This is a genomic window from Xanthomonas hortorum, from assembly GCF_040279205.1.
Lineage (GTDB): Bacteria > Pseudomonadota > Gammaproteobacteria > Xanthomonadales > Xanthomonadaceae > Xanthomonas > Xanthomonas hortorum_F.
The window spans coordinates 36116-50269 of the sequence record NZ_JBEOLS010000038.1 but is presented as its reverse complement, the minus strand read 5'-3'; the positions used below and the strand labels follow the sequence as shown (position 1 = coordinate 50269).

Here is a 14154-nt window from a genome sequence, read left to right as displayed (position 1 = left end):
GGCTGGCCGACTACAACCAGCAGATCCCGCACGACAGCCTGGGCGGGCTAACGCCCGCCGAGTTCCGTGATCAACATCAACCGAAGACCTCTAGTTTTAGCTGGCATTGAATTACGGGGAGTCGACATGATGACATCCGTTCGCGAGGCTTGTATGCGAATCATGTTCAAGCTGACCAGATGATCACCATCCATACGAATGCAGCATCTGATGCAGGCACTCCTCAGACCACTGCCTCAGGTAGTCGCTTATTCTATAATAGTAGTAAAGCCGGTGCCTCCACCTTGGCATCAAATCTTACTTGTGCCATGAAAGAGGTCATCAATTCAAATTCGACATATGCAACTTGGGCTGTTACTACTCAACAGCCGACGACTCTTTACGGTGAGAATAACTTCGCAAATCTTCCGGCAGTGGTCGTTGAGGTAGGCTTTAAAGACAATGTCAACGATGCAGCAGCTATGGTCGACCCTGTCTTCCAAGATCTCATGGCCAAAGGTATCGAAAAGGGCGCGCGTCTCTCAAGAGAGTCAAAAGTCTGCAAGCCATTTAAGTTGATCAGTGCTGCCAATATTAGTGGTCCCAATAAAACTCGTCCGCCGGTCGTAGTAAAGTTCGAAGGCTTTCCACAATTTCCGATCAAAGTTCATGCCCATGTCACCTGCCCCCGTGGCAGTTGCAATGATGGCGATTTTACGATCAATTCGACTACCGACGATACTTTCACTTGGAATTTTGGGTGCAATTCGTCTGCTTCGACCGCGACAATCGTCTATGGCGTTGAAACAACTGCTGTGGATGCTGATGGCGTCAAGGTGGCCGCCGTCAAATCCAATGTCACGTGTCAACAGGTTGTTGCTGGCAGCTAACAAAAGGTTGAAATATATCTTGTCGAGAGGGCAGAGCCTCCACCGACACCTCATCGAAGCCGTACAGGTTTAACCATGCTGCACTCTAAGCTAGCTTAAAATAGAAATATAAAAATGAGGAGGCGAAACCCTCCTCATTTTTTGCGCTGATTTAAGCTGCATGCGATGCTACTGGCTTGTGCCTAGCTGACGTTCTTCAAGAAGATCTTTCAGTTTATTTGCAGAGATCAACTCTCTGAATAGGGTATAGAACTGCCAAGCGCACCATAGTGCGACCACGAAGGCAAACAGTGATGCATGTCTTTGCTTAGGCACCTCTTTCGCTAGATGCGGTTTCAGTGTTGGATCTGCCCAAACCTCGCAAAGAATTTTAAGGTCTCTTGGGTCGAATGTGGGCGGGATGACTTGTTTTTCGGCGGTGTTCTTGCATTGCTCAATAGTTAGTGTTTCACTTTTGATTGAGAAAAGCCCTGTCGTCTTTGCCTCCGTTTCTGAAATAAATAGACTCGTATGTGTCTCTTTCAAGGTCACCAACAAGCTGTCATTGCTGGCAATTATGCAAAGTATGGCAGCAAGAATAAGGAATACTATAACTGCACCAAATGGTAAAAGAGACCATCCTTTAGAATGGACTCTTTTAGGGTGGATGACATGGCTTTTGAGATCAAACGCCCACCCTGCATGTCCAATCAGTTTGAGCGGGATGTTGTGTAAATCCGAAAAGGTAATGAGGGCCTTAGCGTCTTTTAGCGTTTGGGCGCGAATTTGATGTGTCATTCGAAATCCCGCGAGCGCGGAGTGATCCGCCAAATTCTTGCGAATGACTGTGTCTTCAATGTCGTCTTTGCTGATAAATAATCGCAAGACACGAGTATTGATAGGATGGAGAGAGCCTGAGCGCCAGCATGCAAATACAGCTGCTAAGAGAAAAGCGATGATGGAGCCAGCAGCGATCTCGCCTGTTAAAAATTTGAGCCATTCCATTTTTTGTAGCTGCCCTCTGGTTGTGATTGGTGGTTTTTTATTTCTTGCAATTGCTTGGGGAGTATTTTCGAGATCGAATTATTTCTCAATCCGTACAGGTTTCGTTCATTTTTATTTTAGGCTCGCCAGCGGTTATTGGTAACTTACTGCTTATGTTCTTTATTTATATCTTCTAATCCTCTTTGTCGATATCCCAAAATAGAGAGGGCAAGGGCCCACATATGGTTATTTGCTTCGCAAAAACCGTGGGCATCGCTTTCGCGATGAGAAGCCGTCTCTTTCGAGACGAATGAGTCGTTGTCGCATGCGAATAATGGCAAAAAAAACTGTGACGTATCTCTCTAATTCGCAACAGGCCTTGTCATCTAGACGGAAGCGCATTTAGCCATTTTGATACTCCCACTATCAACCAACCTCAACCGGGAATTAATGGCAATTTATCATGTCAGTATCAAATCGTTTAGTCGTGGCAAAGGTCAATCATCAGTGGCAGCGGCCGCTTATCGTGCAGGGATCAATCTGCGGGATACAACTCACAAGACGACGCACAAATATCGGAAAAGATCGGGCGTTGTTTCACAACAAATGCTTGCTCCCGATGGGGCACCGAGATGGTGTCTCAATGTTCGAAGCTTCTGGGATATTAATGAGCAGCAAGAAACGAGAGCAAATGCTCGCGTGGCGAGGGAAGTCGAAGTTTCCTTGCCAAACAGTTTAGACGCTCCACAGCGCAGAATGCTTGCGGTTGCACTTGGCCAGCTGCTTGTCGATCGTTATCAAGCTGCTGTGCTGGTGGCTGTTCACTCACCTGGTCGAAGAGGGGATCAGCGAAATCATCATGTGCATCTTCTCGTCTCAGCCCGAAAGGTCGATGCCAATGGACTAGGGGAGCGGGCCTGTGCCGAGTTAGATGCAAGGCAAGGGGCAGGGGCCACTGAGATGAAGATCCTTCGTGGGAAGATCGCATCCACCATCAATGCGCATCTCATTATGGCTGGTGTCGAAGCAAGAGTGGACCACCGAACACTCAAAGCTCAGGCACGAGATGCTTTCAAGCAAGGCGATTATGAGAAGGCCAGAGCACTCACCAGGGCGCCGAAAAAGCGCATCTCTCGTGGGGAATTCTTCCAAGCTAAGCGTCATTATAAAGCTGTGGTCTTGGGAGAAAAGGTAACACCAGCGGATCGCCGCTTTGCTCAAATTTTAAAAGAGTGCCAGTCTTCCCGGGAAAACCGTCTAGTCCATAATGTGCCTGCCAGCCACAGTCATGAAGCAGCGCTTCGTGATCGAGCAAGAGAGAAAGGGCAGGGGAGCTTTGCCCCGCAGGAGAGTGGTCGTTTTGATGAGCAACTTTATTCGAATGGCCACAGACCAAGTCAGCAGGTTCTAAACCGTATCCATACGCGATATAGCCCATTGACCAGACAAGCCAGCAAAGTCACACGATTGGCGAGAGCAACAGGCAAAGGCGCAGATATTTTAAATGAGCAAGCGGAGCTGATTGAGCAATGGTTAGAAGCGCAGCATGAAATGGCTCGGCAAGCGTTGGATATCCTCAATAGCATCCCTGGCATCCAAATTGAAGACTGCTTTAACCAAGCCTATGAAGCCCTAATGTGTCGCAGAGTAGATCACTACGCGACAAAGCCATTTCTCTTCGAGGACACGGAGCTGTTGGGTAAAGCATTGGTTCGCTATGCGAGGATGCTGGTGAGTCCCTACCGCGCCCAGTGCGAATATCTGGCTGTAAAGGCGAGACTTTCGGAGTTTGAGGGTGAAACGCCAACGGCTAAGTCAGCTTTGGCTGCTCGTCAGGCTCAGAAAGCGAAATATATGGTTTCGAAGCAAGTCATGAGTTCTAGAGAGGGGCGGATTAAAAATGCACGAAGTGCCATGAATGAGGCAAGGGAAAGTTTCGAGAAGAATTTCAAGATGGATGTGCCAGTAGTGCAGAGTCCGCAAAATCATCCATCGAACGAGGTCTTAAAATCTGGCGAGTCCGGCCAATGGCAACTTAGGTTCAAGTCGCCGAAATTGTAAGTTCACACAGGTTTTGAAGTGGTGCAATATCTTGTTGCACCACTTTTATTTATTGAGTTTGACTTTGAAGTAGTTCACTGTAAATTGTTAAAAAAAGAACCTGGTGCGGGGAATAAATATGATGGGTAAACCGTCGAATAAAGTTGACGGCGACGAAGTTTTGTCACTTGATGAAGAATTGGAGTTGGTGGAAATTAACAATCCGTTTTTTATTTGCGGAAGGTTTGCTAATGACGGTTCCATTGACGCCATTGAAGAAGAATAAATCATGGTTTATAGGTGCCTCCGCTCCTAGGAGTAGGCTCATCAGATACAGATGTAGCATCAAATGTAGGGTGTGCATCTTTGAAAATATAAGAGCCGAGGGGGGGTATTAAAATCCCTTTGGCTTACTTCTTGACAAATTCAAATTTTTGTAGATATTGCGTTGATGGTAGAAAGGCATTGAGATATGAAAAGGTTTATAGGTCTTTGGTCAAATTACTCATCCCTCAATTCCGAGTTGAGAAGTTCATTAGTAATTGTCACGCTAGGTTGGGCGCTACTTATCTTATTCTGGATTGGTTTGGTGTTTCTTCTCGCTACAACCTAAAAATGAGCATTACAGCCCAGCCGATTGACGCAATTACGTTGAAAGCAAGAATTAATTTTGCTAGGGGTCTGAATCGCCTATCTCCATTCGTTCCGCCGTCACGTAGGTTTTCTTTATTCTTTATGAAGGAAAAGAATGATATGACGGTTCCTGCAAAACCAAATATGTTCAAAAAAATGTCGCCTTGCATCTTGGTGGATACGAAGAAGGCGCATAGTCCTGAGAGCAAGAACCAAATTGAGAGCTGAAAATATAGTGCTTCTGGGGAATTTCCAGCTGGGTCTATTTCTCCAAGCTTTGGCTTCCTCACATAGAGTCCGATGCCAGCGCTCATTCCTGCAAATATTGGAAAGACGTAAGCTAGATAGTTAGCGAGCTTAATTAAATCACGGCTGCTAATAATTACAAGGCCGCCCACTATTATTGCGGTGACCAATACGATTAGAACTAATGTGAGTAGATTTGAGCCAACGGTTAATTTTGGTTCGGCCTCTGAATTGATTTTATTCTCAATTGTCGATATTTTATCGTCGTTCTTCTCAAGTATGGATAACCTTTTTTCCAATTTCGATATTATTTCCTCGAAATCGGTGGGCGTCGCAAGGTTGGTTGGCCGAACTTCACTGTTGGTTTGCAAGCCCTTTTTGAATATTTGCGTTATAAAATTCATTATGCTCATCTGAAATTTCCTTTTTCATGACTGAGTAATTTTGCAAGGGTGCTGAGGTTTAGGGCGTAATTAACGGTATTGAGCCCGGGCGAATGGGATCCCATGCCTTGGAGCTTCTCCGCATTGGTGAACTCTCTGCTGTAAGTCGCATGATGCTCATCATCAAGCTCATGTCCAACAATTTGGGCACGCAGTTCCGATGAAACTCCTGCACCTTGAAGCTCCTGGATCAGGGTCTTTCGCAAAGAATGGAAGCCTCGCTTTGCCTTGGGCCAGTTCTTCCCGACTTCTGCAACATGCCGGCTGAAAGCCTTGCTGATCCAGTTTCCCGCACCGTTCGTCGCATTGGCTTTGGCTTGTGGGAAAAGTCGGTCGTGGCCTTTTGCCCGAAGTTCTTCCGTCCACTCCCAAAATCCCAACGCCAGCAGATCAGGATGGATCGGCACAGTTCGGAGGCTCACATCCGTTTTGACCTTCTGAAATTCGCCTTCATCATTAATTTTGATGCAAACGATATCGCCATCTTTGAAAACATCATTTAAAAGAAGTTGGCCAACTTCCGAAGCTCTTGCTCCCGTATACAAGCCGATCAATGACGCCCAACGGGCACTCGGTGACAATTTCTCGAAGTTGCTGGGATCAAACAATGCCTGGATCTGGTGCTTGTCATACGCTTTGAAGCCATGTTTTCGCCGAGCACGTTTTTCACGAGCCGGAAAAGCAACATGGCCTGAGGCAATGTTGTCGCCTTTGGGATAAAAGCCTGAGTTCATGGCCCAATCGAAGAAGCCACCTCTGCCACCAATGTAAGACTGCTTGTTCACAAGGGTTGGTGTCGATGATCCACCCTCCCGCATGTGCTGATACCACCGGGCCAGATCTGGACGCTTGATGGTATGCAGCTTGGTCTTCGGTCCCAAAAATTTAACCAGGAAGTCAATCGCCGTCTTTTTGATGGTGTAGGTCTTCGGGAGCGTCGTAGCTTTCAAAGTCGCTAACCATCCATCCCGAGCCTTTTCCATCGTAATAATTTCATCGACAGAAGCGACCGCAGGCCTTCTTTGCTCAATCAGCTCAGGTGGCAGCATGCCAATCGAGGCAACCTCAGAAGAGGATGTCCAGCCTTGGGCTTTACGGTAGAGCCGCACATCGTCTTCATTATCAATTTGCCACTGCTCGGTCACCGTCCCATCTGGTGCCTGAGTGCGATGAAGCGTCAGATCTTTCTGACTCTCGGCACGGGTCAAGCGCTCAACGAGCGCATCTACATCCTTTGTGCTCATCCGGTCCATCGACAGTCCCCGAACTGCGTTGAAGACCTGAGCATAGCTCGACGCAAGCCTGATGGCTTGGATCTGCGCTTGTCGCAGTTCGGTGGTTCGAAGCGTCCGCTTGATGACCCGTCTCCCAAGCCTGGCTTGGAGGTCAAGGGGCACTCTCTGTCGGAAAGACCATCGGCCAGAGGCGGAGCGAATCAAATGATGGGGAATTCTCATCGGGATGTGTCCCGATTTGTGCCCCGTTTAAGATCTTGTCAGATTGCAAAGACCCCTGTAAAAACAGGGGCTTGCGTAATCTGGCGGAGAGAGGGGGATTCGAACCCCCGAAGCGCGGTTTAGACGCTTACACACTTTCCAGGCGTGCTCCTTCAACCACTCGGACACCTCTCCGTACCTGCCGTCCGACTGGGTCAGCGGCAGGAGCGGGATTCTAGCCGCCGCGGGCGCGGTTAACAAGGCGAACGATCTCTGCGGTCGGGAGCATGCCGCCGATGTAGGCCCTCAGTTAAGCAAACACGCTTGCCGGGCGACCTCGGTCAGCGGGGGACGGCCGGGTACCACTGCTGAACGATCAATCTGGCGCGCCATGGCACAATATCGGTTCAGAGGAAGCTGGTTGCCCGATGTCTTATCTTGTTCTCGCCCGCAAGTGGCGCCCGAAGCGTTTTGCCGAACTCGTTGGCCAGGAACATGTGGTCCGCGCGCTCAGTAACGCGCTCGACAGTGGGCGCGTGCACCACGCGTTTCTGTTCACTGGCACCCGCGGCGTGGGCAAGACCACCATCGCGCGCATCTTCGCCAAGTCGCTCAATTGCGAGCAAGGCACCAGCGCCGATCCGTGCGGTCAGTGCCCGGCCTGCCTGGATATCGATGCCGGCCGCTATATCGACCTGCTGGAAATCGACGCCGCCTCCAACACCGGTGTGGACGATGTGCGCGAGGTGATCGAGAACGCGCAGTACATGCCCTCGCGTGGCAAGTTCAAGGTCTATCTGATCGACGAAGTGCACATGCTCTCCAAAGCGGCGTTCAACGCGCTGCTGAAGACGCTGGAAGAGCCGCCGGAGCACGTGAAGTTTCTGTTGGCCACCACCGACCCGCAGAAGTTGCCGGTGACGGTGCTGTCGCGCTGCCTGCAGTTCAACCTCAAGCGGCTGGACGAAGATCAGATTCAGGGCCAGATGACCCGGATCCTGGCCGCCGAGCAGATCGAATCGGATCCATCGGCGATCGTGCAGCTGTCCAAGGCCGCCGACGGCTCGCTGCGCGATGGCCTGTCGCTGCTCGACCAGGCCATCGCCTATGCCGGCGGCGCGTTGCGCGAGGACGTGGTGCGCACCATGCTCGGCACGGTCGATCGCACCCAGGTCGGCGCGATGTTGCAGTCGCTGGCCGACGGCGATGGCGCGCGCCTGTTGCAGGTGGTCGCCGCGCTGGCCGAGTTCTCGCCCGACTGGAGCGGCGTGCTGGAGGCGCTGGCCGAGGCCTTGCACCGCATCCAGGTGCAGCAGTTGGTGCCGTCGGTGGCGTTTGTCGGCGATGGCATCGACCCGACCGCGTATGCCGCGCAGCTGCGGCCGGAAGTGGTGCAGCTGTGGTATCAGATGGCGCTCAACGGGCGTCGCGATCTGTATCTGGCGCCGAGCCCGCGCGCCGGTTTCGAAATGGCGGTGCTGCGCATGCTCGCCTTCCGTCCTGCGGCGGCGGTGCCGGCTGGTGGCGCTGACGACGGACGCGGTGCTGGCGCCGGTAGCGGTGCGCATTCGGCAGCAGCTGGCGGTCAAATTGCTGCACCGGTCGCGGCGGTGCCTGCTGCAGTCGCGAAGCAGGCAGCGGCCAAGCATGCCGAGGTGATTGAAGCGATGCCGGCTGCCGTTGCGGTGGACGTGGCGCGTCCGGCGCCCGCAGCTCCCGCAGCCGCAGTGGTCGTTACAGCGCCTGCACCGGTTGTCGTCCTGACTGCTCCGGCGGCCTCTTCGGATGCTTCGCCGTCAGCCACCCCCGCGCGCAACGACGACACGCCGCCCTGGGCGATGGACGATGCGCCCGTGCGTGCGAAATCTGCGCCCGTCTCCGCGTCGCCCGCTGTGTCCGCGCCGGAAGCCGCAATGGCAGCTCCGGCAGCAGTTGTGGCGCCACAACCTGTCGCGGTTGCGCCTGAAGCGGCAGTTGCGCCTCCGGTGGCTGCTGTGGCGCCGGCGCTCGCCGCGGATGCAACGCCGGCTGTGGCGACCCCCTCCGCGACTGCTGTATCCGCAGCATCGCCAACACCCGATCCGTCCGTCCTGCTCGATGACGGCCAGATTGCCGACGCCGAGCAATGGCTGGAGCTGGTCACCCGCAGCGGCTTGAACGGCCCCTCGCGCCAGCTTGCGGCCAATGCTGCCTTCGTCAGTCATCGCGATGGCGTGCTGCGTCTGGCGCTGGCGCCGGGCTTTGAATATCTGAACTCCGAACGCTCTATCGCCAACCTTGCGCAAGCGCTCGCGCCCGAGCTGGGAAACACCCCGCGCATCGTCATCGAAACCGGCAGTGCCGATGTCGAGACCCTGCATGAGCGGGCCAATCGCCAGAAAGGCGAGCGCCAGAGCGCGGCCGAAACCGCCTTCATGAACGACCCGAATGTGCAGCAGCTGATTCAGCAGCAGGGCGCGCGGGTGGTTCCCGATTCCATCCGCCCTTACGACGAGTAACGACACATGCGTGGGAACATTGCCCAATTGATGCAGCAGGCGCAGAAGATGCAGGAAAACCTGCAGCGCGCCCAGGAAGAACTGGCCAAGCTGGAAGTCACCGGCACTGCCGGCGGCGGCATGGTCAGCGTGACGCTGACCGGCGCCAAGGAGTGCCGCAAGGTGCGGATCGATCCGAGCATCCTCTCCGACCAGGAGATGGCCGAGGATCTGATCGCCGCCGCCTTCAACGATGCCTCCAACAAGATCGATGCCGAGTCCAAGGACCGCATGGGCTCGGCCACCGCCGGCATGCAGTTGCCGCCGGGCATGAAGCTGCCGTTCTAAGGAGCAGGGATTGGGCATTCGGGATTGGAGATTGGCAAAAGCGAGATTGCTTTTGCCTTTGCGCATCCCGAATCTCCACTCCCGAATCCCGGCCATTCAATGTCCTCATCCCTTCTCGAACAACTGATCGAGGCCTTCCGGGTGTTGCCGGGTGTGGGCCAGAAATCGGCGCAGCGCATGGCCTACCACGTGCTCGAACGCGAGCGCGAGGGTGGGCGTCGCCTGGCCACGACGTTGGCCAATGCGGTGGAGAAGGTCGGGCATTGCGCGCAGTGCCGCGACTTCACCGAGTCGGAGATCTGCGCGATCTGTGCCAGCGCCAGTCGCGACCGACAACAGCTATGCGTGGTCGAATCGCCGGCCGATCGCCTGGCGATCGAGCACGCCACCGGGTATCGCGGGCTGTACTTCATTCTGCAGGGGCGCTTGTCGCCGCTGGATGGCATCGGCCCGCGCGAGCTGGGGCTGGACCGGCTCGGCGAGCGTCTGGCCGCCGGTGAAGTCACCGAAATGATCATCGCCACCAATGCCACCGTGGAAGGCGAGGCGACAGCGCATTACCTGGCGCAACTGGCGCGACAGCATGCGGTGCGCCCAAGCCGACTCGCGCAGGGCATGCCGCTTGGCGGCGAGCTGGAATACGTGGATCGCGGCACCTTGTCGCACGCGTTCGGCACCCGCAGCGAGGTGCTTTGAGCGCCGGGAATCGGGATTGAGGAATCGGGAATCGGAGAAGCGAAAGCGATGACGGGCGCGGTAAGCTCTTGCGATTCCCTACTCTCGATTCCCGATTCTCCGCCCATGACCGACACCATCTTCGGCAAGATCATTCGTCGCGAAATCCCGGCCAACATCGTCTACGAAGACGACGAGGTGCTGGGCTTTCAGGACATCGCACCGCAGGCGCCGGTGCATGTGCTTTTCATTCCCAAGCAGCACGCCATTCCCACGCTGGACGACGTGCCGCCGGAGCAGGCGCTGTTGGTGGGCAAGCTCGCACTTGCTGCAGCGTCGTATGCACGCGAGCAGGGGCTGGCACAGGACGGCTATCGCATCGTGATGAACTGCCGCGAGCATGCCGGCCAGACGGTGTTCCATATCCATCTGCATCTGCTGGCCGGCGCGCCGTTGGGACGGTTCGGCACGCCCTGACCTGGTTGCTTGATCAAGCGCATCAGTGCCTGTTCGAGCAGCCGTATCGCATAAACAAAAACGCCGCTCCCTGCGAGCGGCGTTTTTGCGTGTCACTGACTCAGCGGTCGATTACCACCAGCCGCGGCCCCAGCCCCAGCCACCGCCCCAGCGCGGACCCCACGGGTCGCCCCACGGGCCGTACGGGTAGGCCGGCACCACATCCACCTCGCGCACGACCGGCCACAGGTAGACCACGTCGGCATTCACCTTGGGCAGCTTGTAGTCGTACTCGCCGATCTTGGTGGTTTCATAGCCTTCGATCTTGCCGATGAAGGTCACCTCGCGGCCCGGCTCGAACACGGCCGGATCGTAGAAGCCCGAACGGCAGGCCAGGAAGCGGCCATCGCTGGCATCCACGGCGTTGCGGTCCGGGCGCCCGCTGGCATTGAGCGGGCGCGAGATCAGCTCGAAGCAGGTCTGGCCCTGGCTTGGCGTGGTCTGGATGATCTTGCCGCCCCAACGCACGGACGTACCGACCTGGGCGCTCGCAGTGGAATCGCTCGGGCTGACCGTAGGAAACTGGCCCTGCAGCGGCTTGGGCGCAGTCGCGCAGGCTGCGAGCCCGAGCACAGCGACAATGGGAAGAAGAAAGCGGGTACTCATGAGGAAGCTCCGGTTCGCGGGCGATGCTGCAGCAGATCTTTAAGGAGTGAGGCGCTGTCCGAATCAGCGCCAGCGTATCGCGCGGCAGCGAAACGTTGGCTGAGTGGCAACAATGCCGTATTCGGGTGTGAACGGGCGACACGTTGCGCCCAGGCGATGGCCGGTTCGTAGGGTTCACGCGCGAGGCCAAGCTTGGTATAGCGGCGGCCGAGCCGGTGCCAGGCACGCAGCAGCGGGTCGCGCTCACGCTCGCCGCGCGCCAGCAACCAGCCCATCCAGGCCAGTGCGCTGACGGCGAATATGCCGAAGATGGCAGCCAACTGCGAGGTATCCAGGCGATCGATGCCGAACGGCTGCAACAAGCGTTGCTGGCGGTCGGCATCGAAGGACAGCACCAGGTCGTTCCAGCCGCGGCGCAGCAGATCGCTGACCTGGGCAAGGCTTTCCCAGGCACCGAGCTGGGCGAAGTTGTTGCCTGCACCGGTCTGTACGCGGTCTTCGAGCGTGTCGTAGATGCGTTCCGGCGCCACTGCGGCGGTGGGGTCCACGCGCACCCAGCCGCGCCCGGCCAGCCAGACTTCGGTCCAGGCATGCGCATCCATGCGCCGCACCACCCAGTAATTGCCGAAGCCGTTGTAGGTGCCGCCGGCATAACCGGTGACCACCCGCGCCGGAATGCCGGCCGCGCGCATCAGCACCACGAACGAAGAGCTGAAGTGCTCGCAGAAACCGGCTTTCTGTTGAAACAGGAACTCGTCGACGCTATTGCGCCCGAGCAGCGGCGTATCCAGCGTGTAGGCGAATTCGCGGGTGATCCACTGCAGCGCCCGCCGCAGCACGGCATCGTCGTTGCTGCCGGCTTCCGCGCGCCATTGCCGTGCCAGCGTGAGCGTGCGTGGATTGAAACCGGGCGGCAAGGCGAGCGCACGCTTGCGCAGTTGGTCTGGAAGGTCGGTGTCGAAGCGTGCCGGTGGCGCCGATTGCAGCTCCCAACGCGTCAATGCACTCAATGGCCGCTGCGCAAACAGTTCGTAGTCGGGCGACAGCTCGGCATTGGCCACCGCTTGCGTGGGCAGATCCAGCGACACCAGTTGGCGACGGTCGGTGGGCTCGTAGTCCAGGCGGTAGCGGTAGGTCTGCGGCCCGGCAGTGACCGATGCGGGTTGGGCGCGGCCGGTCCAGCGCGCGCGCTGCCAGGTGCGGCCGTTGAAGTCCCACATCACCGGCCCGCGCCAATAACGTTGCTCTGGCGGCGGTGCCTTGCCGGTGAACTGCACGCGCAAGGCCGGGCTGTCGTCGGCCATCAGGTCGATCCATTCGCCCGGCGACATGTTGTCCGACAGGCCGGGACGCGACAGCGCGCGCTCGGGCACGCCCCACAGCGGCGAACTCAGCCGCGGCAACAGCCAGAACGTGGCCAGCGCCAACGGCACGCCGATGGCGACCAGCTTGCCGATGCCGCGTAGCTGCAGGCGCAGCGCAGGCGTGCCGGTGCGGTGCTCCTCGTCGGCCAGCCGCTGCATGCTGAGTAGCGCGCTGACCACCGCGAGCAGCGCCAGGCCCATCGTCGCCGGCCCCTGGTCGAGCAGAAAGGCCGCGAAGGGGGCGAACAATGCAAAGCCCAGCAGGCTGCGTGCATCGCGCAAGGTGCGCAGTTCGGAGGCTTTGATCGCCAGCATCGACGCCAGCACCGCGCAGCCGGTGTCGCGCCCGAAGCGCATGCCGATCTGCCAATACACCGCTGCCAGCATCGCGACCACCAGCAATAGCCGCACCGGTGCCATCAAGGTGCCGCGCCAGCTCAGTACGACGACCAGCACGGCAGCGATGGCGATGGTGGCGGCCAGCAGGCCAGGCAGCTGCAGCAGCAACGGCGCCAGCGCCAGCCAACTGGTGGCCAGCACCCAGCCGCGGCTGGCCTGTGTGATCGGGAGGGACGGCTCAGTCATGAGGAAGCAAGGCCAGGGCGCGCAGACACAGGTGATGGTGCGAGGGCCCTTGCGCAGGTCCCAGTGGCGGCTGGCCCGGCAGTAGCAACCGGTAGCGTCGCCCGTCGCGCTCGGCCAGGTTGATCCAGCGGGCAAGCCGCGCAATGCGGCGTTCGTACGGCAGTGCGTTGAGCGTGCGCCAGTCCAGCGTGACTTCGATGCCCAGGGGTTGCTCGTATTCGCGCACCAGCAGGCTGTCGCGGCGCGCCGAGTGTTTCCAGGAAATCGTTCGCGGCGCATCGCCAGCGCGGTAAGGACGCAATTGATGCAGTTCTTCGCCTTGCGCGTGCAGGCGGGTCTGGTTGGGCGAACCGGCGCCTTCAGGTAGGAGCGGGCCTTGTTCCTCAGGTTTGGGGTAGGCCAATAGCGGTGTTTCTGGCCATACCCACGACCAGGCGCGCACCAGCCCCAGCGGCTGGGTGCTGGACAGGCGGATGCGTTCGATGTCCTGCCAGCCGCGGCGTTCGGTGGGCACCAGCAGGTCGACCTCTGCCATGTCGTGCTCGATCAACGAGCAGAAACCGCTGCTTTCCAGATGGTCCAGACGCAATCCGCGACGCACGCGGGTGTCGCGACGCGCCAGTGATACGCGCATGCGTAATGGCTCGCCTGCGATCACCGGCTCGGCCGACACCGCCTCGATGCGCAGCGCCGACAATTGCAGGTGCGCCATGATGCTGCTGGCAATCCCGGCGGTCGCCAGCAGCAAGGCCAGCAGCAGGGCGGGATTGTTGTTGTAGTTCAGCGCACCCAGCAGCATTGCCAGCAGCAAGGCGGTGACGAACAGCCCGAAACGTGTGGGCAGCACGTAGATGCGCCGCCGATCCAGCACGATCGGCAAGGCCTCCGCGCCCCGCGGACGCGCTAGCAGGCTGAGGCGGCGGCCGATGCCGCGCAAATGCGCACGCACCTGG

Annotated in this window: 13 protein-coding genes and 1 tRNA gene; 7 read left to right on the top strand and 7 right to left on the bottom strand. The window is 57.3% G+C overall.

Translation table 11 applies throughout. The features are described 5' to 3' along the window. Positions 1-179 precede the first annotated feature (179 nt). Complete coding sequence (locus ABS769_RS14875) at positions 180-869, top strand: N-acetylmuramoyl-L-alanine amidase (protein ID WP_350498193.1); 690 nt, start codon at positions 180-182, stop codon at positions 867-869. A 168-nt stretch (positions 870-1037) separates the two neighbouring features. Here the strand turns inward: ABS769_RS14875 and ABS769_RS14870 are convergent, their stop codons facing one another. Further along, positions 1038-1853, bottom strand: coding sequence for a DUF6216 family protein (locus tag ABS769_RS14870; RefSeq protein ID WP_317061292.1), 816 nt, complete (start codon positions 1851-1853; stop codon positions 1038-1040). A 429-nt stretch (positions 1854-2282) separates the two neighbouring features. On the opposite strand from ABS769_RS14870, the gene ABS769_RS14865 reads away from it, so the two are divergent. Then, positions 2283-3893: a MobA/MobL family protein gene (locus ABS769_RS14865; RefSeq protein ID WP_317061319.1), complete on the top strand. Its 1611-nt coding sequence runs from the start codon at positions 2283-2285 to the stop codon at positions 3891-3893. 121 nt (positions 3894-4014) lie between these two features. After that, on the top strand, positions 4015-4158 hold the full coding sequence (locus ABS769_RS14860) for a hypothetical protein (protein ID WP_350498192.1): 144 nt from the start codon (positions 4015-4017) through the stop codon (positions 4156-4158). Positions 4159-4474: 316 nt separating this feature from the next. Here the strand turns inward: ABS769_RS14860 and ABS769_RS14855 are convergent, their stop codons facing one another. The 3 genes from ABS769_RS14855 to ABS769_RS14845 all read right to left on the bottom strand — a co-directional run bounded on the left by ABS769_RS14855 (position 4475) and on the right by ABS769_RS14845 (position 6825). Further along, positions 4475-5164, bottom strand: coding sequence for a hypothetical protein (locus ABS769_RS14855; protein WP_317061294.1), 690 nt, complete (start codon positions 5162-5164; stop codon positions 4475-4477). After that, on the bottom strand, positions 5161-6651 hold the full coding sequence (locus ABS769_RS14850; protein WP_350498191.1) for a site-specific integrase: 1491 nt from the start codon (positions 6649-6651) through the stop codon (positions 5161-5163). Before ABS769_RS14850 ends, ABS769_RS14855 begins: the two co-directional genes overlap by 4 nt. Positions 6652-6732: 81 nt before the next feature. After that, positions 6733-6825 (bottom strand) — tRNA-Ser (locus ABS769_RS14845). 233 nt (positions 6826-7058) lie between these two features. Here ABS769_RS14845 and dnaX point away from each other — a divergent pair. The 4 genes from dnaX to ABS769_RS14825 all read left to right on the top strand — a co-directional run bounded on the left by dnaX (position 7059) and on the right by ABS769_RS14825 (position 10607). Beyond that, a complete protein-coding gene (gene dnaX / locus ABS769_RS14840) occupies positions 7059-9128 on the top strand; it encodes a DNA polymerase III subunit gamma/tau (RefSeq protein ID WP_317061295.1) in 2070 nt (689 codons plus the stop codon). Between the two features lie 6 nt (positions 9129-9134). Next, positions 9135-9455 (top strand): YbaB/EbfC family nucleoid-associated protein, encoded by a 321-nt coding sequence (locus ABS769_RS14835; protein ID WP_005913896.1) that lies wholly within the window; start codon positions 9135-9137, stop codon positions 9453-9455. Between the two features lie 99 nt (positions 9456-9554). Continuing rightward, on the top strand, positions 9555-10151 hold the full coding sequence (gene recR / locus ABS769_RS14830) for a recombination mediator RecR (RefSeq protein WP_006448426.1): 597 nt from the start codon (positions 9555-9557) through the stop codon (positions 10149-10151). Between the two features lie 105 nt (positions 10152-10256). Beyond that, positions 10257-10607 (top strand): histidine triad nucleotide-binding protein, encoded by a 351-nt coding sequence (locus tag ABS769_RS14825; RefSeq protein WP_006448425.1) that lies wholly within the window; start codon positions 10257-10259, stop codon positions 10605-10607. Positions 10608-10718: 111 nt separating this feature from the next. Here ABS769_RS14825 and ABS769_RS14820 read toward each other — a convergent pair whose 3' ends face one another. The 3 genes from ABS769_RS14820 to ABS769_RS14810 are packed head-to-tail and all read right to left on the bottom strand — an operon-like array spanning position 10719 to position 14150. Then, positions 10719-11252, bottom strand: a complete 534-nt coding sequence (locus ABS769_RS14820) for a Slp family lipoprotein (RefSeq protein ID WP_115047990.1) — start codon at positions 11250-11252, stop codon at positions 10719-10721. Beyond that, the gene (locus ABS769_RS14815; RefSeq protein WP_317061296.1) at positions 11249-13201 is read right to left on the bottom strand and encodes a DUF3488 and transglutaminase-like domain-containing protein; all 1953 of its coding nucleotides are present in this window, start codon (positions 13199-13201) and stop codon (positions 11249-11251) included. The genes ABS769_RS14820 and ABS769_RS14815 overlap by 4 nt, the downstream gene beginning before the upstream one ends. Continuing rightward, positions 13194-14150 (bottom strand): DUF58 domain-containing protein, encoded by a 957-nt coding sequence (locus tag ABS769_RS14810; protein WP_317061297.1) that lies wholly within the window; start codon positions 14148-14150, stop codon positions 13194-13196. Before ABS769_RS14810 ends, ABS769_RS14815 begins: the two co-directional genes overlap by 8 nt. Between the last annotated feature and the right edge of the window lie 4 nt (positions 14151-14154).